This is a genomic window from Nocardia sp. NPDC005998, from assembly GCF_040614395.1.
In the GTDB taxonomy this organism is placed as follows: domain Bacteria; phylum Actinomycetota; class Actinomycetes; order Mycobacteriales; family Mycobacteriaceae; genus Nocardia.
This window is the reverse complement of the sequence record NZ_JBEXUI010000032.1, coordinates 18,626-39,192: the sequence shown is the minus strand read 5'-3', so window position 1 is coordinate 39,192 and position 20,567 is coordinate 18,626. Positions and strand designations below refer to the sequence as shown.

The following is a 20,567-nucleotide window of genomic DNA, read 5'->3' as shown; positions in this document are numbered from 1 at the left end:
GATGGATGTATCGCGAAGCGATTCCGTGGGGGGTGGCGGCCGGGCGACGGGTGGGCGCGATTTCGAGACGATTCTTTTGGAGCGCAAGGGCCGGGTCGGCTGGATCACGCTGAACCGCCCCAAGGCGCTGAACGCGCTGAATGCCCAGGTCCTCGACGATGTCATTGCCGCGCTCGACGAACTCGAGCATGATGACGCGATCGGCGCCATCGTCATCACCGGTTCGGAGCGGGCCTTCGCGGCCGGTGCCGATATCAAGGAGATGCAGCCCAAGTCGTACATGGATATGTTCATGAACGACTACTTCGCCCGCTGGGACCGGCTGGCGCAGTTCCGCAAGCCGACCATTGCCGCCGTTGCCGGATACGCCCTCGGTGGTGGCTGCGAGCTGGCCATGATCTGCGACATCCTGCTCGCCGCCGATAATGCCAAATTCGGTCAGCCGGAGATCAAACTCGGCGTCATCCCTGGCATCGGTGGCTCGCAGCGCCTGACCCGAGCGATCGGCAAGGCCAAGGCCATGGATCTGGTGCTCACCGGCCGCAATATGGATGCCGAAGAGGCCGAGCGCGCCGGACTCGTCTCTCGCATTGTCCCCGCGGCCGAACTGCTCGACACCGCACTCGAGGTCGCCGAGACCATCGCATCGATGTCGCTCCCGGTGACCATGATCGCGAAGGAAGCGGTGAACCGGTCCTTCGAAACCACCCTGTCCGAGGGCCTGCGCTTCGAACGCCGAGTCTTCCACTCGCTGTTCGCGATCGAGGATCAGAAGGAAGGCATGGCCGCCTTCGTCGAGAAGCGTCCGGCAATGTTCACCAACCGCTGACACCTTGCCGCACTGAGGTATTCGAATAAGCACCGTGCCCGGCCGAGTGAATCTCGGCCGGACACAGGTGTATTCGAATCAGTGACGGCCACGCTGCCGAAACGATTGCGACAGATCCGCGGTGGCGGTCCCCGCATCCCAGGTCGCGACCTCGCACACGGTGCACGCAATGCGCGATCCCCGCCGAATATGCGCGAGCGTGGGCGCCCTGCTGGAGGGCAGCGAGACGGCGTGTGCGCCCGCTCGTGCTGGACGCTCAGTTGAACGGCTTCGCCGGGATGCCTACGATCTCCACCGGAGTCGGGGCGTTGCCGCCGTCCGGGCGCTGAGCGGCGGTGTGGTCGATGGCGAGGAGGCCGACGATCGTTGCGCCCAATGCGATCGTAACCGCAGCCGCGGCAATGAGTTTGCGGCGGTCGACGGTGGTCGGCAGCAGGGAACCCGGCTGCGCTCCGCTGCGCAGTCGCGCCATGCGCACATCGCCGATGGGGCGTTCGGCGGCGAGCAGGACGGCACCGCGGGCCGAGACGTACTCCGGCTCGGAGTCGTAAATGACCGGGAGTTCGATCATTTCGGTCAGTTCCTCGCGGATGCTGGGGTTTCGGGTGCAGCCGCCGAGTAGGACGAGCGCCTCCGGCTGGACTCCGGTTTCCTCGATCAATTGGCGGACGAACGAGGCCGAATGGTGGATGCCAGCGGCGCACAATTCGGCGAGGTCGCTGCGGGTGACCACGGCGCGCTCGCCGGAGTTGGTGTCCATGGCGGTGATCACACGGGCGCTGCTGAGTTTTTCCCGGTGCCTGCGGCTGGTCGGCTTGTCGGTGAGCACCCCGCCGCGTGCGAGTTGCCAGCGCAGCAGTGCGTCATAGCCATCGCCGCCGAGCACCGTACTGCGTTTGCTGGACAGGATGGTGTCGGTCCGGCAGTCGGCGTGGGTGATGGTTAGGCCGGAGCTGCCGAGGTCGTAGAGGATAACCGAACCGCTGGTGGGCAGGCGGCCGGTGAAACGCAGGTACCGCAGTTGGGCCAGCGGTTCGTCGACGATGGTGAGCCGGTTGCGGTCCGCGGTGGTTCGGATGGCGTCGGCGTGTAGCGGGCAGCGACAGGTGACGGCGGTTCCGCTGATCAGTTCGTCGCGCCGGTCGGCGGCCGCGCGCATCTGCCGAATCGCCTCGAAGACCGGTTCCTCGACCCCACCACCCGCCCGACGCGGCACCTGACAGCGATCAATCGGAGGGAGGTGCGGCTGATCGGAATGTGTCAGCATCGCGCGAGCACCACCAGCGCCCGCCGAAACCCCCAAGACCAGCACCATGGAATCCATGGTGAACCCTTTCGGGTTCGCTGCCAAGACGACGGGGCGGGGAATTCGCTAGTTGGATGCCAGACCGTTACCGGTTGGTCGTCGGGGCGGTGTATAGACCGACCGGTCTGGCCGGTTTGCTACTCCGCGTGGGTCGACCAGCGTGCCGGTGCGTCACCGGTGTCGAAGTCGCCAGCGGCATGGCGGAATTCGGCGAGCAATTGCAGCAGGGTGTGCAGCCGATCCGGCGGAAGTCCGGGGAGCGCGAAGACCTTCGCATTGAGTTCCTCGGTTGCCTGAGCTACCAATTCCCTTCCGGCAGTGGTGATTTCGATAAGGGTGGCGCGCCGATCGCTGGGATGCGGCACACGCTCGACGAGTTTCGCGGCCTCCAGTCGATCGACGGTATTCGTCACGCTGGTGGGGTGCACCTGCAGGCGCGCACTGGCCTTCGCCATCGGCAGTGCACCGGTCTTGCTGAAAGACAGCAGCATGAGAAGTTCATATCGGGAGAAGGTCAGACCGGTCGGTTTCAGTGCCTCGTCCACCCGTGCCATCACGATTTGCTGGGCCCGCACCAGCGAGGTCACCGCCGCCATGCCGTCGGCGACATCGCCCCAGCCGTGGCCGACCCATTGGCGATGGGCCTCCTCGATCGGATCCTGCGGGAGTGGGCGTGGCCGTGACATGGCTCCGATCATTGCATGTTCCCCCGCCTTCCCGGGGCTTCCGTCGACCGGTGAGTGCGGCGAAAGTTGCATTGCGGACCGGTGGTCGAGTGCCCGGCCGAGATTTGCGCGTACCCGGTGGGGCACTCATGTCCTTGCGAAATCAGTTGCCGCGATGTGACGCGCCGGATGGGGCCGCCGTGACGGGTTTCGATCATTGCTCGCCAGTTGAGATCACGGTGAGCGCAATCGTGGGCAATTCGATGCGGCGACGGCAATATTCATGGCGAGGCGGGCGTGGCTGAGTGGTTTAGGCAACGGTCTGCAAAGCCGTTTACGCGGGTTCAATTCCCGCCGCTCGCTCCAAGATAAGGGTGCGCCGCCATGGGTGCCCGGCTCGGTGATACGCCACCGCCGAGCCGGGTGTCCGTGGTTCAGGCCGCGGCTTCGAAGGCCACGGCGGTGCCGAGCACGTCCAAGTGCACCCGCTGACCCACGGTCGGCGCGGCGACGCTGGCACGGCGCACCAGCACCGGATCGGTGTCACCGTCGAGTGTGATGGTCAGCATCACATCCGCCCCGCGGAACTCCACATCGCACACGATCCCACTGCTCGGTTCACCATCGGAAACCACATGCGCAACAAGCTGTTCCGGTCGGATCATGATGGTCGCCCGACCCGACGGCGCCGACCTCTGCACCGGAATCCGGCCGAGTGCGCATTTGGCGATATCGCCGTCGACCACCGCGTCGAGCAGCACGCAATCACCGAGGAACTTGGCGGTGAACAGGTCGGTGGGCGCCGCGTAGACCTCTTCCGGAGCGCCGACCTGGGTGAATACTCCCTCGCGCATGACCGCGACCTGCGCGGCGAAGGACAGCGCCTCCTCCTGGTCATGGGTGACCAGAATGCTGGTCATACCCGCCGCACGCAGCGTCTCGGCCACGGCCTGTCTGGTGGTGGCGCGCAGCCCGGCATCGAGTGCGCTGAACGGCTCGTCGAGCAGCATGACATCGGGTTTACGGGCGAGGGCGCGGGCGAGCGCGACGCGCTGCTGCTGGCCACCGGAGAGCTGATGGGGACGGCGGTCGGCGTAGGACGGATCCAGCGAGACCATCTCCAGCAGTTCGTTCACCCGGCTCTTACCGCGGCGCAGACCGCAGAATCCGCGGTGCAGGCCATAGGCGATGTTCTGGCCGACGGTCAAATGCGGGAACAGTGCACCGTCCTGCGCGACATAGCCGACATTGCGCCGCTGCGGCGGTACCGAAAAGCGGTCGCGGGTCACGGTTTCCGCGCCGATGGCGACCGAACCAGCATCCGGGGCCTCGAATCCGGCGATCACCCGCAGCAGCGTGGTCTTACCGCAACCCGACGAGCCGACCACCGCGGTCGAACTGCCATTGGGCACGTCCAAACTGATTCCGCCCAGCACCTGCTGCTGGCCGAAGGTCTTCGAAACGTCGTCCACGACAAGCCGACTCATAGCCCGGCCGCCTTCCTGGATTGGGTGAACAGCAGATATGTCACCGGAATCGCGGCGACGATCATGATGAGTGCGTAGGGTGCGGCCGCGGCGTAGTCCAATTCGCCCGACAGCGACCAGAATCGCATTGCGAGGGTGCGAGTTCCGCTGGGGGCCAGGAGCAATGTCGCGGTCAGCTCGGTCGCGACGGCCACGAAGACCAGCGCGGCCGCGGCGGCCGCGGCGGGTGCGGTCAGCCGCAGCGTGACGCGAACGAAGGTGACCGGACCGGACTGTCCCAGCGAGCGCGACACTTCTTCCAGCCCGACCGGCACCTGCGCGAGTCCGGCGCGCACGCTGACCAGCGCCCGCGGCAGGAACATCAGCACATATGCCGCGACGACCATGGCCACCGTTTGATAGAGCGGCGGCGCCCACCGAATGGTGACGGTCACCATGGCCAGCGCGATCACAATGCCGGGCAGCGAACTCGTAATGTAGTTGGCGCCCTCCACAGTTCGGGCGAATGCCGAGGTGGAGCGCACTGCGATCCAGGCCACCGGAAATGCGCACACCGTGGTGATCAGCGCGGCCATCGCCGCCAGCGCGATGGTCTGCCCGAGCGCCGTACCGATCTCGGTGATATCCCAGACCCGCGCACCGCCGATGCGCAGCCAGCGCACGATGGTCCACAGCGGCACCCCGATCGAGCAGGCGACAACCGCGGCCAATGCGAGGAGCACCGGAATCGTGCTCGGTCCCAACGCAACTCGGGTCGCCGCACGCGGCGCACCGCTGCCGATTCTGGCGTAGCGCGCCTTACCGCGCGCGCCCGCCTCGGCCGCGAGCAACACCAGGCAGCACAGCACCAGCACACCCGCCAGCATGCTGCCCGCCGGACCGGCGAAGCTGGATTGATACTGCTCGAAGATCGCGGTGGTGAAGGTGTCGAAGCGGATCATCACGAATGCGCCGTATTCGGCGAGCAGATGCAGCGCGATGAGCAGCCCGCCGCCGAGAATCGCCAATCGCAACTGCGGCAATACGATTCGGGTGAACACCGCGACCGGGCCGGAACCGAGCGCGCGTGCCGATTCCTCCACCGCCGGATCGAGGCGGCGCAAGGTGGCCGCCGCGGGCAGATACACCAGCGGGAAATACGACATCGTGGAGATCACCACGCCCGCCGACAGTCCGTGCATGGTCGGGAAGACGCTGACCCAGCCATAGCTGTTCACGAACGCGGGCACGGCCAGCGGCGCCGCGAAGACCGGCCCCCACCACGCCGCGCCCGGCACATTCGTCCGCTCCACCACCCACGCCAGCCCGACGCCGAGCACCACGCAGATGGGCACGGTGACGAGCACCAGCGCGGCCGTATTGCGCAGCAGGTCACCGACTCTCGGGCGGAACACCAGCTGCGCGGCTTCGTGCGGGCCGGTGGTGAAGACGGTGGACACGATGTAGCCGAGCGGCACGAACGTCGCCGCCACCAGCAGTAGGGCGACGATCGTGACCAGCGGCCCCGGTCTCCCGACCCGGGGTGCGGCGACAGCGGTCCGAAGGGCCATGACTAGAGCAGACCCGCGTCGGTCATCAGCGCCGTCACCTTCTTGGCGTCGAGCTTGCTCGGGTCGACGGCCGGTGCCTGCAGCGAGGACAGCGGCGGCAGCGCCGGATTGGCCGCGACATCACTGGCAACCGGGTATTCCAACGAGGTCCCGTCGCGCAGGATCTCCTGCCCCGCCTTGGATGTGATGAACGCCAGGAACTTCTGTGCCGACTCCTGCTTCTTGCTCGACTTCAGCACGCCGCCACCGGAAACCGAGACGAAGGCGCCGGGATCCTGGTTCTTGAAGTAGTGCAGCGCGGTACTGTTGCTGCTCTCCTTGGTGTTGGCCTGGTCGCGGTACCAGTAGTAGTGGTAGATCACACCGCCGTCGGGCTGGCCGGAATTGACCGCCTTCATGGTCGCGACATTGTTCGGGAACGCCGTGGCGTTGTCCTTCATGCCCTTGAGCCAGGCCTTGGTGGCGTCCTCGCCCTTGAGCACGAGCAGACCCGCGACGATGGCCTGGAAGTCGGCGCCGGAAACGCCAGCACCCCAGCGGCCCTTCCACTGCGGCTGCGCCAGATCCAGCAGCGACGCGGGCAGCCGGTCGGCCGCGATCTTATCCTTGTTGTAGACGAAAACCGTTGAGCGGGCGGCGATTCCGGTCCACTTCCCGGTGGACGGCCGGAACTGCGCTGGCACCTGGTCCAGGGTCTTGCTGTCCACGTCGGCGAACAGTCCGGCGTTCTCGACCAGTGCCATGGCGGGTGAGTTCTCGGTGAGGAAGACATCGGCGGGGGAGGCGGCGCCCTCGGCGACCAGCTGATTGCCCAGTGCGGTGTCACCGCCCTGGCGCAGCGTGACCTTGATGCCGGTCTCCTTGGTGAACTCGTCCACCCATTCCTTGGTCAGGGATTCGTGCTGGGCGTTGTAGACGGTGATCTCGTTCTTGTCGTCCGAGGAATTCGAGCAGGCCGTCAGGCCGAGCGCCGCGACGCTGACGGCCAGCGCTGCGGAAACCGATTTCCATCTGATCGACATGTTCGAGTCCTTCCGACACCTGCAAGGTTCCACTTCATATGATGAGGCTTACCTAAGCAAGATACCGCGTCCGACGTGCGCGGATGGTATCGGTACGGCTGCGGCCGCCGTGGTTCGCCGTGCGAGTCAGCTCAGTCCCGAGAAGTCCCGCAGCACAACGTGATTGCGATCGGCGAAGGTGCCGAGCGTGTAATCCGGCAGCAGCCCGAAGTATTCACCACGGGTCATCGCGCTCCAGCGGCGCGCAGCGGCGGTGCGGGTTTTGTAGAAATTGATCATGTACCCGCCCTCGTACAGGCGCAGCAGGCTGTAGCCGCCCGGATACTCCTTGACCGCTGCCACCTCGAGGAATTCCACCGCACAGCCAGTATCCGGACGAGTGCGACGGTTGCGGTGGGTATGGCCGCTGTGCTGGAGAAATACTCCGGGAGCGCGCTCGTAGAGCGTCTGGAGTTCGAGGCTGTCGGAGCGGTTGAGGACGAAACCCGGTCCGGCGGTATTGGTCAGACCGGATTCGGTGGTCACCGGGTGGTGGCCGAATACCAGCGTCGGGCGGTCCGGATCGGTGCGCAGCAGTTCGCCGAGCCGGTCGAATTGCGGACGTTCGATGCTGCCGCCGGAACCGTCGAGTTCGCTGGTGTCCAGGCCGAGTAGCCGCAGGCCCCGCACCTCGTGCTCGATCAGTTGCTGGCGTGGATTGAACTGCTCGGCCCAGCAGTCGTGATGATCCGCGGGTGCCGGGAGGCAGCCTTGATATTCCGATCCGATGTGCGGACGGTCGTGATTGCCGCGCACGGCCAAGTAGTCGCGGCCCGGCATGCCCCAGGTGTCCAGATGTGCGCGGACCGCCCGCGATTCCTCCGGTCGCGCCTCGGCGGTGAGATCGCCCGCGATGAGCAGTGTGTCGGCGCCGCGGTCGGGGCGGCGCAGATCATCGAGCAGTGCGGCCAGCATCACCTCCGGATACGGCGGTAGGCCCGGCTCCTGCTGGAAGCCCGGCGGCAGGCTGCCGACGATGAGCCCGCTGATCTGTTCGCCGTAGTGCACATCATTGGCGAGGGCGATGGTGTGCAGTTGGCGGCCCGGCGGCGGGGTCAGGGTGGTGAATTCGCCTGTGGATTCGGGACTTCCAGGGGTGACGGTGGTCAGCGAGACAGCGGGCGCGGCCTTGGCGCCGTTCGACCAGGCCTCGAATCGGTAGGTGCGGCCGGGTTCGAGGCCATCGATCTCGGCGTAGTGGAACGGGGTCCGCTCGTCCTCGGCGTAGACCGTCCCTGGTGCCAGCGGTGAGTCCGCCGGACCCAAGCGCACCTGGGCGTCGGTATCGACCGGCAGCAGTCGTCCGGTGGGATCCGGGGCCACCGTCGTCCAGGTGAGAATCACCGATCGATCGGTGACCGTGACGATCTCCAGATCGGTCGCCAAGAGCGGATTCGGTTGGGCCCGAACCGAACCCGGTGCGGCGAGTGCGATCAACGCGGCCGATCCGACGGCGCTGAGGAAGGTCCGACGCGACGGTCCGCAGCAGCTCATTCGACGAGATTACGTCAGTTCTTACCCGCCTCCGCCGAGCAGACCTTCCACGTCCCGTCTTCCTTGCGCAGGTGTTCGGTGGTGCCGGTGTCGGTATCGGGGGTCTCGCCCGGAATGGTCAGCGTGAGTTTGCCGGTGATCCGGGCCGTCGCGCGGTCACCGGTGACGACGATATCGTCGATCTTGTCGATGCTGACCTCGACCTTGGCGCTATCGAAATCCTTCTTCTGCTCTTCGGTCAGCGTGTCGAAGTCGGCACGGTCGGCCGCGCACGCCTTCGCCGCCGCGGCGGCGAAACCACGCGATCCGAGCGTGTCGTAGAAATCGTGGATGGCCACCTCGATCTTCTTCTCATCCGAGGCGAGTGGCGTCCTGCCCTGCACGGTGAGAACCACGCCCGCTGCCACCGCACCCGCGATGGCGAGCACCAGCACCAGCAGTCCGATGATCAGGCCAGTCCTGCGCTGCTTCGGCGGCTGATAACCCGGGTAGCCCGGCGGATTTCCGCCCGGTGGCGGATATCCGGGCACACCCTGTGGCGCATACCCTTGACCGCCGGGTGGTGGATACCCCTGCGCGCTGGATGGCGGATAACCCTGGCCGCCGGGCGGCGGATAACCCCCTGGCTGCGGATACCCCTGCCCGGTCTGCGGGGGATAGGGCTGCCCATAACCCGGTTGCTCCGGTTCCTGCGGCTGTCCGAATGGCGGCTGCCCACCCGGCGGATATGTCATCGACGTGTCCTCCCACTCACCCCGGCTTATGTGGAAGGTTACGGCAACGTGCACCTGCGCGACCGGAACACCGAGCGGCGATCCACCTTCGAATCAGGACAGCTGTCCCAAGGAGCCGAGCCGCCTACCGCCACACGTTGCGTCATGGCCTGTCCCATCGGCTGAGCTGAGTTACAAATACCAATTCGGTGCGGTCACCCGGCAATACGATGTCGGAGAACTCGACGGTACGTCCTTTCGTATCGATCATCTGCTTGCGTACGGCCAAGACCGCGACACCGGACGGGATATCGAGTTCCGCCATCTCGGTCGCGCTCGGCGGACGCGCGGTTATGGATTCCACAATGCGATCGATCTCGATATTCACGGTGTGCAGCTGGTGCTGGGTGCCACCGGGCCAGGGTTCCTCATCGGCATCGAGCAGCCTCGGATTGGCTGCCACCACGCCGTAGACCAAATACGACGTGGTGAGACTGACCGGGGAACCGTCGCCCTTGAGTCGGGTTCGATAGTCGCGGCGCAAGATGCGGGTTCCGACCGGCACCTCGAAGACGGCGGCGACGCCGCTATCCGCCTCGATCGTCTGGTAGCGGGCGAAGAATTCCAGATCGCCGATGCTCAGCCCGGTGTCGTATTCGGTTGCGCCTGTAGTCCTTCGGATCGCTTCCGACAGCAACGCTCGATCCTTCTCCCACTGATAACGTTCTGCGGCACGCCGAACCCGCCCTCCCGCCACGATCCGGTGCCGCACATCGCCCGCGATCCGCTCATACTTCGCACCCATTGGCGCTCCTCGAACGTGTCATTGACGCCCACTACCACCATGCACCCCAAACCCGCCGAGTGGTGCTCGACTCGTCCGAGTCGAGCGAGATCATTGGCCTATGCGGAGGGCGGGGATGCGCAGGTGACGTGATGCGACGCTGGGAGAGGCCGGGCATCTCGGGCATGACCAGGGGATTCAACGAGGTCGACCGAGGTGCCCACCGCGACAGTCGTATCGGGAAGCAACCTGACCAAAGGACAGCGCAAATGAGTGACGACTTCGGAATTGCAGGTAAAACCGCATTGGTCACGGGCTCGGGCCGGAATATCGGGCGGGCAATCGTGCTCGAGCTGGCTGGCCGCGGACGGCGGAGTTCCTCCCAGCCATCCCGATTCGGCGCAAGCCGACGCCCGAGGAGCTGGCTTGGGTGGGGACCGTCTCGGGCTAGCTCTGCTGGAGGATTGATAGATACAGCCGAGTGGCGACAGCTTCGGCATCCTCGTTCATTGGATCGGTGTAGGTTCGTGCGCCTGGCAAGTTCGCGGCGTAGGTGCGGGCCGAGTTGGCCAGAACGGACATGAGGCCCGATGAGCGCTGAATCGGCGCTTTCGCAGACCAGGCGAGATGTTCGGCACCTGCTGGGAGCTGATTATCACATGCGATGCGCAGGGCGAACTTGTCGATAGAGCGGCCGTCGCGCTCGCCGAAAAGTGCTGTTGGAGCGAAGTGTTCGGCAATCCGCCACCATCGCACGGTCTGAAAGACATGAATCAGCCGTTCGCCGTAGTGGTCGAGTAGGGCGGGATAGAAGTGCGGCACCAGTCGGTCATAGCGGAAGTTCGCAGCCGACTCGGTGCGGATGAGCCGATCGAGTTCCTCCCGTGCTTCTGGAGAAGTTGCTGGGTAGCTGAGTTTTTGTCCGCCACCGAAGATGGCGTCGGCTCCGCTGCCGGTGAGGATGGCGCCCAGATTTGGGATGGTGTCGAAGCTGCGACGAGCGGCAAGCAGCGGTATACCGGCGGTTACTTCCCAAAGCTCGGATGTGCCGAGTCGACGCATGACATCGCGGGACAGATCGTCAACTTCATCAGTGCTCAACTGGATGATGTCGTGCCGCAAACCCAGCTCGGCGGCTGCGTTACTTGCGTTGGATTCGTCAGACTGGCCATCGGTCACAATGGTTATGGCAACGGGCTTGACGCCGAGTTCGACAGCGACAGCGGCGACATATATCGAGTCGATGCCTCCGCTCAATAGGACGGCCGGTGTCCCCGCGAATTTGTCCAGGACGGCTGCAATACGAGAGCGAGTCTCCTGGGCAATTTGTCGGGCTGCGTCGGTCGGATCGGTGACGGTGCGACCGGCCGCATTCGGCTCTGCGACGTCGCCGAGTAGATCGGAGACAAACTGGAGCGGCTCCGAGGTTTGGGGCATCAGGTTGGTTTCGTTGGTCATGTCCACCGTTCCAGTTGTGTCGGGTAGATCAGTCGGCCAGCAGCACAGCTGCCCTCTGGGAACAGGTCTGCCACATGACTGGGAATCGGTTCAACACCTGTGAAAACGATCTCGTGCCGGTCGTTGAAGTCGACTGCCGCAATCTCGCGCGGTACGTGTGGTGCGGGATCGTCTTCGGATCGCGCCTACTGGCGATCCTTCCGCATGTTCGCCCGTCCGGCGGTCGCGGTTCGACGGATGCATGGTTGAGAACCCTACCGTTATCGGCTCCATGTCTCGCCGGGCCGAGGCGTGCGATAAACCGTGCAACACACAGCGGATGAAGACGGCAAAACGCGGGTACTCACGGTAACTGCACGACACCGAGGTTCGGGCACGAAAAAGGCCACCTACCAGTGGTTCTGGCAGGTGGCCTGCGTGCCCTCGGCAGGATTCGAACCTGCGGCCTTCTGCTCCGGAGGCAGACGCTCTATCCCCTGAGCTACGAGGGCGGGATAGATCTCGAACGGCGCCGGGTGTGGCGGGCGATCGGGCGGGGCCAAGCGTATCGCATTGATCGGCGTCCGCCAAAAAGTGTGCCGGGCCGGGGAGTTTCGGTTCCGGCCCGACACCTGTGATCAGTTCAGCGGCAGTGGCGTCGCGTTGCGTGCGGTGAGCATGGTGGTGATCAGTTGGGCTTCGCCCTGCTGGGTGGTCGCCATGGCGGCGGCGAGGGTGCGCACGGCGGTGGTTTCCGCGTGCTGGGCCGCGTACTGGATCATCGTGAGTCCGCCCTGGTGGTGGCGCAGCATCAGTTGCAGGAACATCGTGTCCAGGGCGGGGCCGGTGGCCTGGCGCAATGCGGTGAGCTCCGCGGTGGTCGCCATGCCCGGCATCGATGACGATGGACCGGACATGGTGTGGCCCGAGGTGGCACCCACGCCGGAGTGCGCGTGGCCGGGCTGTTCGGTCATCCAGCCCATAAAGCCGTCGATATTCTGATTCGGCTTACCCCACATCTGCAGCCATCCCTGCATCCGGCCGATCTGGCCCTGCTGGGTGGTCAGAATGTCGTAGGCCAGCCTGCGCACATCGTTATCGGTGGAGCCGATGAGCGCGACACCGGCCATTTCGACCGCCTGCGCGTGATGCGCCGACATGTCCTGACTGAATCCGATATCGACCGCGCCGGGATCGGGTTCGGAATTGCCGTCCAGCGGGAGCCGAGCAAGCACGCCGACGGCGAATCCGATCAGCAGAATGCCGATCGCGCCGAGTACCAGCAGCGGGGTGCGCTGCCGCTGCGCCTGTGCGCCCAAACCCGCGGAATCGGTGGCAATGTCCGGTTCGATATCCGTATCGGCGGGCATCTACTGACCTTCCGTGGGCTGGGTCGGAATTCCGGTGGGCATACCCGGGATATTCGGCACGCCGGGGATGCTGGGCACGCCGGGGATGCTGGGCACGCCGGGGATGCTGGGCACGCCGGGGATATTGGGCATGCCGGGCAGCCCACCGGCCGCGCCGCCGAGTTCGGTCTGGTCCTGGCTCAGGCCCTTGCCGTCCATCGGAACCGCGTCGGGTCCGGGCGGCGTCGGGTCATACGGCGTCGGATTGTTCGCGTCGAAGGCGGGGTTGGAGCAGCTCGCGCCCACCTCGGGGTAGGCGTACTGGTTCTCGCGCAGTGCCGTGATGAACTGGTTGACCCGCTTATCGTCGGCGCTGTCCAACTTCAGCTGGTGACCCCAGGACTGCAGCGAGACCGCCGACGCCAGGCCCGGGAACGGCGACATCAGCGTGAACGGCTTACCCTCGACCTTCTGCTTCAGGGCGTCGATACCCGCGGCGTCGACCTTGTCGGGGTTGTAGGCGATCCACACCGCGCCGTGCTCGAGCGAATGCACCGCGTTTTCCACCCGAATCGGCTTGCTGTACACCACGCCCATGCAGTTCGCCCAGACCTGGTCGTGCGGACCGCCGAACGGCGGCGTCTGGTCATAGGCGACCCGCTGTGTCCCGGCGACATGCAGGCCAGCGGGGTAATCCTTCTTGGTCACCCCGGCAATCTGATCCGAGGGATCCTTCTTCTGCGCGGTCGGTGTGAACTTCTCGAGTTCGGCCTTGTCCCGGTACTTCGGCACCAGGCTGAAGGCGAGTGCCCCGATCAGTGCGACGATCACCACGGCGGCACCGATGACCAGCCATGGGATCTGGCGCTTCCGCAACGGGCCTTTGCCCATCGGTACCTTGCCGTCACCTTTTTTGCGGGAAGGTGCGACCTTTCCCGCGGCCCGGACGGCCTTGGCCGATTTGGCGCTCGTGCTGCTCGGCATAGCTCGCTGTGCTCTTTCCATGTATTGATCCATGGTGCTGGGTGGTTGCGGAGTGCTCCGCCGAGGTGCCCACTCGAGGCGTACACCTGCCCAGACCATAGGATAGAGACTCGTGACTCCAGCTGACCTTGCAGATCTCCTTCGCGCGACCGCGGCGAAGGTGCTTGTCGAACATGGACTGGACCCTGCGGTCCTGCCCGACGAGGTCAACGTGGAGCGCCCCCGTAATCCGGAACATGGCGACTATGCCACGAATGTGGCCATGCAGGTAGGCAAGAAGGCCGGAACGAATCCGCGCGAGTTGGCGACCTGGCTCGCCGAGGCCCTCGCCAACGCCGATGCCGTCGAAACTGCCGAGGTCGCCGGTCCCGGCTTCCTGAATATCCGGCTGGCCGCGTCCGCGCAGGGCGCGATTTTGAGCCAGGTGCTGACCGCGGGCGCGAGCTACGGCACCTCGGACGCCCTGAAGGGCACCCGGATCAACCTGGAATTCGTTTCCGCCAATCCGACCGGTCCGGTGCATCTCGGCGGCACCCGCTGGGCCTCGGTCGGTGACGCGCTGGGCCGCATCCTGGCCGCGCAGGGCGCCGACGTGACCCGCGAGTACTACTTCAACGACCACGGCGCGCAGATCGACCGCTTCGCCAAATCGCTGGTCGCCGCCGCCACCGGCGCGCCGACTCCGGAGAACGGCTACGCAGGCGAGTACATCGGCGAGATCGCCACCAAGATCGTGTCCGAGCACCCCGAGGCGCTGACCCTGTCCGAACAGGAGCAGACGGAGCTGTTCCGTGCCGCGGGCGTCGAGCTGATGTTCGCCCACATCAAGGAGTCGCTGCACGAATTCGGCACCGACTTCGATGTGTACTTCAATGAGAGTTCGCTGTTCGCGTCCGGTGCCGTCGAACAGGCCGTCACCAAGCTCAAGGATTCCGGCGATCTCTACGAGAAGGACGGGGCCTGGTGGATCGCCAGCTCCGAATATGGCGATGATCAGGACCGGGTGGTCCTCAAGAGCGACGGCAATGCCGCCTATATCGCCGGTGACATCGCCTACTTCCAGAACAAGCGTTCGCGCGGGTTCGACCTGTGCATCTACATGCTCGGTGCCGACCATCACGGCTACATCGGCCGGTTGAAGGCCGCCGCTGCCGCGTTCGGCGATGATCCGGCCACCGTCGAGGTGCTGATCGGGCAGATGGTCAACCTGGTCAAAGACGGTGTGGCAGTGCGGATGAGCAAGCGCGCTGGCACCGTGGTCACCCTCGACGACCTGGTCGAGGCCATCGGCGTCGATGCCTCCCGCTACTCGCTGGTACGCAGTTCGGTCAACTCGAGCATTGATATCGACCTGAACCTGTGGACCAGTCAGAGCAACGAAAACCCGGTCTACTACGTGCAATATGCACACGCCAGGACCGCGTCCATCGCGCGCAACGCCGCCGAATTCGAATACGACACGGTGACACCGGATTTCGGTCTGCTCACCGCCGACGAAGAGGGCGAACTCATCCGCACCATCGGCGAGTACCCGCGTGCGGTCGCCAGTGCGGCGAGTCTTCGGGAACCGCACCGCGTCGCACGGTATCTGGAGGAACTGGCCGGTGCCTACCACCGGTTCCAGACCAATAAGAATCTGCGCGTGCTGCCCCTCGGCGATGAACCCGTCACCCCGACCAATGCCGCCAGGCTCGCCCTGGCCAATGCCACCCGTCAAGTGCTGAGCAATGGCCTCGGGCTGCTCGGCGTTAGTGCACCGGAGCGCATGTGAGTGTCCATCCTGCCGGTCCCCGGCACGCAGAAATCCCGCACGCACCCAGCCTCGCGGAGCGTCCGAGCGGTCCCGGGCAGATGATCGATCTGCCCGCCAATGTCTGGCCACGCAATGCTTCTCGTGACGCCGACGGCGTCGTGCGGATGGCCGGTGTCTCGGTACAGGAACTCGCCGCCCAGTTCGGCACCCCGCTGTTCGTCATCGACGAGGACGACTTCCGTTCCCGCTGCCGCGATATGGTCGCCGCCTTCGGCCCGGACGCGCGAGTGCACTACGCCTCCAAGGCATTCCTGTGCGGTGAGATCGCCCGCTGGATCCGCGACGAGGGCCTGTCACTGGATGTGTGCTCCGGCGGTGAACTGGCCGTCGCGCTGCACGCGGGTTTCCCGGCGAACCGAATCGCCTTGCACGGCAATAACAAATCCACCGCCGAGTTGACGGCCGCGGTCGAGGCGGGCGTCGGTCATGTGGTGCTCGATTCGCTGATCGAGATCGAGCGCCTCGAGGCCATCGCGGGCCGCGCCGGTGTCGTGCAGGATGTGCTGGTCCGGGTCACCGTCGGCGTGGAAGCCCATACCCACGAATACATTTCGACCGCACACGAGGATCAGAAGTTCGGCTTCTCGATCGCGGGCGGCGATGCCATGGCGGCGCTGGCTCGCGTCTTCGAGGCCGATAATCTCCGACTTGTCGGTCTGCACAGCCATATCGGCTCGCAGATCTTCGAAATCGATGGTTTCGAAATCGCCGCGCGCCGCATGCTCGGCCTGCTGCGCGAAGCCATCGATAAGTTCGGCATCGAGCGCACCGTGCAGATCGCCACGCTGGATCTCGGTGGCGGCCTTGGTATTTCGTATCTGCCCCATGACGATCCGCCGCCGCTGGACGAATTCGCCGCGAGCCTGCGCAAGTTGGTGGCCACCGAGGCCAGCCGCGCCGGACTGCCCGAGCCGAAGATCGCCGTCGAACCGGGCCGCGCCATCGCGGGTCCGAGCACCGTCACCCTCTACGAGGTGGGCACCATCAAGGACGTCTCACTCGACGGCGGACTGCGCCGCCGCTACGTCAGCGTCGACGGCGGCATGAGCGACAATATCCGCCCCGCGCTGTACCAGGCCGACTACGACTGCCGCCTGGTCTCGCGCTCCTCCGAGGCCGGGCCCGTGGTCGCCAGAGTCGTCGGAAAGCATTGTGAGAGTGGGGATATCGTCATCCGCGACACGTGGATGCCCGCCGATGTCGGCCCCGGCGACCTGGTCGCCGTCGCCGCCACCGGCGCGTACTGCTATTCGATGTCCAGCCGGTACAACCAGCTGACTCGTCCGGCGGTCGTCGCCGTGCGTGATGGCGTAGCGCGACTCATTCTGCGCCGGGAAACGGTGGCGGATCTGCTCAGCCTGGAGGTGCAATGAACGCAGTATCGCGTAGCGATTCGATCACGGCCGGTGGTCGGGTGGCGAGTGTGCCCGAAGCCGCGAAGTTCGGAGTGTGGGGAACCGATCGCCCGATCGGCGTCGCGGTCCTCGGGATGGGCAATGTCGGCACCGAGGTGGTGCGGATTCTGCGCGACCACGCCGATGACCTGCGGGCCCGGGTCGGCGCGCCAGTGGTGCTGCGCGGTGTCGCGGTACGCAGCCTGGACGCCGACCGTGGCATTCCGGCCGAACTATTGACCACCGACGCGGACGCGCTGGTCGCCCGCGACGATGTCGAACTGGTGGTCGAGGTCATCGGCGGCATCGATCCGGCCCGCCGCCTCATCCTGGCCGCGCTGAACGCGGGCAAATCCGTGGTGACCGCCAATAAGGCCCTGCTGGCCGACTACACCGGCGAACTCGCCGCCGCCGCCGAGCGCAGCCGCGCCGACCTGTACTTCGAGGCCGCCGTCGCGGGCGCGATCCCCGTGGTGCGCCCGCTGATCCAGTCGCTGTCCGGTGACCGGGTGAACAAGGTCGTCGGCATCGTCAACGGCACCACCAACTTCATCCTCTCCGCCATGGACGAGACCGGTGCCGACTACGAGGTCACCCTGAAAGAGGCCACCCGCCTCGGCTACGCGGAGGCCGATCCGACCGCGGATGTCGAGGGATACGACGCCGCCGCGAAGGCCGCGATCCTGGCCTCACTGGCCTTCCATACCCGCGTGACCGCGGCCGATGTGTACCGCGAGGGCATCTCGAAGATCACCGCGGAGGATCTGGAGACCGCCTCCGCGCTGGACTGCACGGTCAAACTGCTCGCCATCTGCGAGCGGGTCCCCGCTGGCCCCGGTGAACCCGGTCCGAACGAGGGCGGTAAGGAGCGCGTCTCGGTGCGCGTCTACCCGGCGCTCATCCCGCGCAAGCATCCGCTGGCCGCGGTGACCGGTGCGTTCAACGCGGTGGTCGTGGAGGCCGAGAACGCCGGTCGGCTGATGTTCTATGGTCAGGGCGCTGGCGGTGCCCCGACGGCCTCCGCGGTGCTCGGCGATCTGGTGATGGCCGCGCGCAATAAGTTCTACGGTGGCCGTGCTCCGGGCGAGTCGGTTTATGCTGAGCTACCGATCGCGCCGATTGGTGATACGCCCACGCGTTACCACGTGAACCTGCAGGTGGCAGACCGTCCCGGGGTGCTGGCCAAGGTGGCGGGCGAATTCGCCAAGCATGAGGTGAGCATCTCCACCGTCCGTCAGGAAGGGCACGGCGAGGGTGCACGCCTGGTCGTGGTCACCCACCATGCGTCGGAGTCGGCGCTCGCGGATACCGTCGCCGCCTTGGCGGAGATGGAGTCCGTCACATCCGTGACCAGCGTTCTGAGATTGGAAGGCACCAAAGAATGACGACAGCATCGCGCAGCGATTCTGTGAACGGTGGCGGCCGGGCGACGGGTGGGCCGACGACTGGCGTCGCGCCGCAGGTCGGAGTCCACTCCCGGTGGCCCGGCCTGATCGCCGCCTACCGCGATCGGCTGGCTGGCGCCGCCGACTGGGACCCGGTCACCCTGTACGAGGGCGGCACCCCGCTGGTGCCGGCACCGCACCTGTCCGAGCTGACCGGCTGTGATGTGTATCTCAAGGTCGAGGGCCTGAATCCGACCGGGTCCTTCAAGGACCGCGGCATGACGATGGCGATCACCGATGCGAAGTACCGCGGTCAGCAGGCGGTGCTCTGCGCGTCCACCGGCAACACCTCGGCATCGGCCGCCGCCTACGCGACCCGCGCCGGTATGAGCTGTGCCGTGCTGATCCCGCAGGGCAAGATCGCCATGGGCAAGCTGGCCCAGGCCGTCATGCTCGGCGCGAAGATCATCCAGGTCGACGGCAACTTCGACGACTGTCTGGAGCTGGCCCGCAAGGTCACCGCGGAATTCCCGACCGTCGGTCTGGTGAATTCGGTGAATCCGGCCCGCATCGAGGGTCAGAAGACCGCGTCGTTCGAGATCTGCGATGTGCTCGGCAAGGCCCCCGATGTGCACGCCCTTCCGGTCGGCAACGCGGGCAATATCACCGCCTACTGGCGCGGTTACCGCGAGTACTACGCCGATGGCATCACCAGCGGGCTGCCGCGCATGCTCGGTGTGCAGGCCGCCGGTGCCGCGCCGCTGGTCAACGGTGCCCCGGTCAAGGAGCCGGAGACCATCGCCACCGCGATCCGGATCGGTGCGCCCGCGTCCTGGAACGGCGCGATGGAGGCCAAGGAGCAGTCCGGTGGCGCCTTCCGCGCCGCCACCGATGACGAGATCCTGGCGGCATACCGACTGGTCGCCGCGACCGAGGGTGTCTTCGTCGAGCCCGCGTCGGCGGCCAGCATCGCGGGCCTGCTCGCCGCGCGCAACGAGGGCTGGTTGGATTCCGGGCTGACCGTCGTATGCACGGTGACCGGCAACGGTCTCAAGGATCCGGATAACGCACTCGCGGGAATGCCGCAGGTACAGGCTATTCCGGTCGACCCGATCGCGGTCGCCCACGAACTAGAGCTGGCCTGAGTTGAATTCGCGCGAGAGCCAACTGCATGAGCGAGCGCAGCGAGCGAATCATGTCACAGCGCCCTCTGGGCATGGCGGAGCGGAGCACCAGCGCGGCGGAGTCATGACCAGGACGCTGCCCGCCGGTCTGTCCGTGACCGCGCGGGTGCCCGCGTCCAGTGCCAACCTCGGCCCCGGATTCGATTCGCTCGGTATGGCTTTGGGTATCTGCGACGAGATCGAGGTGCGCACTACCGATTCCGGCCTCACCATCCGAGTGGAGGGTGAGGGCGCCGACGATGTGCCATGGGGCCCTTCGCATCTCGTGGTACGTGCGATCGAGCGCGGCCTGGAGGCGGCGGGCGTCTGGGCCGATGGTCTCGATGTGGTGTGCCGCAACGTGATTCCGCATTCGCGCGGTCTCGGTTCATCGGCATCGGCCGTGGTCGGCGGTCTCGCCGCCGGATGTGGTCTGGCCGCGAAACTGGATCCCGCACTGGCCATTGGCAGTGACCAATTGGTGCAGCTAGCCTCGGAATTCGAGGGCCATCCGGATAACGCCGCGGCCAGCGTGCTCGGCGGAATCGTGGTGTCCTGGACCGAAACCGCCGCGGACGCCGCCAATGACGGTGTCGCGGCATCCGATCACGGTCGCGTCTACCGCGCGGTGCGCCTGGATCCGCATCCGGCGCTGCGTCCGGTGGTGTTGATTCCGGAAGAGCGGTCATCGACCGCGCATACCCGCGGCCTGTTGCCCGAGGTCGTGCCACACGGCGATGCCGCGTTCAACGTCAGTCGTGCCGCACTCGCGGTCATCGCCCTGACGCAGCGTCCCGACTTGCTACTGCCCGCGACGGCAGATCGTCTGCACCAGACCCAGCGTGCGCCCGCGCTGCCGCTGACCACGACGTGGATCGCTCGCCTGCGGGCGGCCGGCATCGCGGCCACGGTATCCGGCGCCGGACCCACCGTACTGGCCTTGGGTACCAGCGAATTCCCCGCCGAACTCCGTGAACTCGCCGCCATCGACGGCCTGCGTGTGGTCGAGCCGGGACTCGCGGAAGGCGTCCGGGTCGACTGACGGCGAGTCTGCCTTGCCGAGATTCCAGGTTGCCAGCTATCCTGAGCACGTCCGTACATCGTGCGCATCAGACGCCGGTGCTTCATCAGGGCAATCGCTCCAGCAGGCTCC

Annotated in this window: 17 protein-coding genes and 2 tRNA genes; 7 read left to right on the top strand and 12 right to left on the bottom strand. The window is 66.0% G+C overall.

Annotation, left to right across the window (positions count from 1 at the left end):
- The first annotated feature begins 1 nt into the window (after position 1).
- On the top strand, positions 2-829 hold the full coding sequence (locus ABZ293_RS31430; RefSeq protein WP_355186564.1) for an enoyl-CoA hydratase: 828 nt from the start codon (positions 2-4) through the stop codon (positions 827-829).
- A 256-nt stretch (positions 830-1,085) separates the two neighbouring features.
- Here ABZ293_RS31430 and ABZ293_RS31425 read toward each other — a convergent pair whose 3' ends face one another.
- Together ABZ293_RS31425 and ABZ293_RS31420 are read right to left on the bottom strand one after the other, a co-directional pair.
- Positions 1,086-2,144, bottom strand: coding sequence for an Hsp70 family protein (locus ABZ293_RS31425; protein WP_355186562.1), 1,059 nt, complete (start codon positions 2,142-2,144; stop codon positions 1,086-1,088).
- Between the two features lie 128 nt (positions 2,145-2,272).
- Positions 2,273-2,821: a MarR family transcriptional regulator gene (locus ABZ293_RS31420; protein ID WP_355186561.1), complete on the bottom strand. Its 549-nt coding sequence runs from the start codon at positions 2,819-2,821 to the stop codon at positions 2,273-2,275.
- Between the two features lie 270 nt (positions 2,822-3,091).
- Here ABZ293_RS31420 and ABZ293_RS31415 point away from each other — a divergent pair.
- Positions 3,092-3,166: transfer RNA gene (locus ABZ293_RS31415), tRNA-Cys, on the top strand.
- 68 nt (positions 3,167-3,234) lie between these two features.
- Here the strand turns inward: ABZ293_RS31415 and ABZ293_RS31410 are convergent.
- From ABZ293_RS31410 to ABZ293_RS31365, 10 genes are all read right to left on the bottom strand, one after another.
- A complete protein-coding gene (locus ABZ293_RS31410; protein ID WP_355186559.1) occupies positions 3,235-4,287 on the bottom strand; it encodes an ABC transporter ATP-binding protein in 1,053 nt (350 codons plus the stop codon).
- Entirely contained in the window at positions 4,284-5,837 is a 1,554-nt protein-coding gene (locus tag ABZ293_RS31405; RefSeq protein ID WP_355186557.1) for an iron ABC transporter permease, read from the bottom strand. Before ABZ293_RS31405 ends, ABZ293_RS31410 begins: the two co-directional genes overlap by 4 nt.
- Positions 5,838-5,839: 2 nt before the next feature.
- Positions 5,840-6,859, bottom strand: coding sequence for an iron ABC transporter substrate-binding protein (locus tag ABZ293_RS31400; RefSeq protein WP_355186555.1), 1,020 nt, complete (start codon positions 6,857-6,859; stop codon positions 5,840-5,842).
- Between the two features lie 126 nt (positions 6,860-6,985).
- Positions 6,986-8,392 (bottom strand): metallophosphoesterase family protein, encoded by a 1,407-nt coding sequence (locus ABZ293_RS31395; protein WP_355186553.1) that lies wholly within the window; start codon positions 8,390-8,392, stop codon positions 6,986-6,988.
- A 14-nt stretch (positions 8,393-8,406) separates the two neighbouring features.
- Positions 8,407-9,126, bottom strand: coding sequence for a hypothetical protein (locus ABZ293_RS31390; RefSeq protein ID WP_355186551.1), 720 nt, complete (start codon positions 9,124-9,126; stop codon positions 8,407-8,409).
- 142 nt (positions 9,127-9,268) lie between these two features.
- Positions 9,269-9,910 carry a UTRA domain-containing protein gene (locus ABZ293_RS31385; protein WP_355186549.1) on the bottom strand — a complete coding sequence of 214 codons (642 nt, stop codon included), beginning with the start codon at positions 9,908-9,910 and terminating at the stop codon, positions 9,269-9,271.
- A gap of 426 nt (positions 9,911-10,336) precedes the next feature.
- On the bottom strand, positions 10,337-11,347 hold the full coding sequence (locus ABZ293_RS31380; RefSeq protein WP_355186547.1) for an asparagine synthase C-terminal domain-containing protein: 1,011 nt from the start codon (positions 11,345-11,347) through the stop codon (positions 10,337-10,339).
- A gap of 418 nt (positions 11,348-11,765) precedes the next feature.
- Positions 11,766-11,838, bottom strand: a tRNA-Arg gene (locus ABZ293_RS31375).
- Between the two features lie 126 nt (positions 11,839-11,964).
- Positions 11,965-12,696 carry a DUF305 domain-containing protein gene (locus ABZ293_RS31370; RefSeq protein ID WP_354953484.1) on the bottom strand — a complete coding sequence of 244 codons (732 nt, stop codon included), beginning with the start codon at positions 12,694-12,696 and terminating at the stop codon, positions 11,965-11,967.
- Positions 12,697-13,659, bottom strand: coding sequence for a DUF3105 domain-containing protein (locus ABZ293_RS31365; protein ID WP_355186546.1), 963 nt, complete (start codon positions 13,657-13,659; stop codon positions 12,697-12,699). It abuts the gene before it with no gap.
- A gap of 112 nt (positions 13,660-13,771) precedes the next feature.
- Between ABZ293_RS31365 and argS the strand changes: the two genes are divergently transcribed.
- The 5 genes from argS (at position 13,772) to thrB (ending at position 20,456) form a co-directional block, all read left to right on the top strand.
- Entirely contained in the window at positions 13,772-15,430 is a 1,659-nt protein-coding gene (gene argS / locus ABZ293_RS31360; protein WP_355186544.1) for an arginine--tRNA ligase, read from the top strand.
- Positions 15,427-16,845: a diaminopimelate decarboxylase gene (gene lysA / locus ABZ293_RS31355; RefSeq protein WP_355186542.1), complete on the top strand. Its 1,419-nt coding sequence runs from the start codon at positions 15,427-15,429 to the stop codon at positions 16,843-16,845. Before argS ends, lysA begins: the two co-directional genes overlap by 4 nt.
- Entirely contained in the window at positions 16,842-18,251 is a 1,410-nt protein-coding gene (locus tag ABZ293_RS31350; protein WP_355186540.1) for a homoserine dehydrogenase, read from the top strand. The genes lysA and ABZ293_RS31350 overlap by 4 nt, the downstream gene beginning before the upstream one ends.
- Positions 18,248-19,396, top strand: coding sequence for a threonine synthase (thrC, locus tag ABZ293_RS31345; protein WP_355186538.1), 1,149 nt, complete (start codon positions 18,248-18,250; stop codon positions 19,394-19,396). Before ABZ293_RS31350 ends, thrC begins: the two co-directional genes overlap by 4 nt.
- A 103-nt stretch (positions 19,397-19,499) precedes the next feature.
- Positions 19,500-20,456 carry a homoserine kinase gene (gene thrB / locus ABZ293_RS31340; RefSeq protein ID WP_355186536.1) on the top strand — a complete coding sequence of 319 codons (957 nt, stop codon included), beginning with the start codon at positions 19,500-19,502 and terminating at the stop codon, positions 20,454-20,456.
- Positions 20,457-20,567 lie beyond the last annotated feature (111 nt).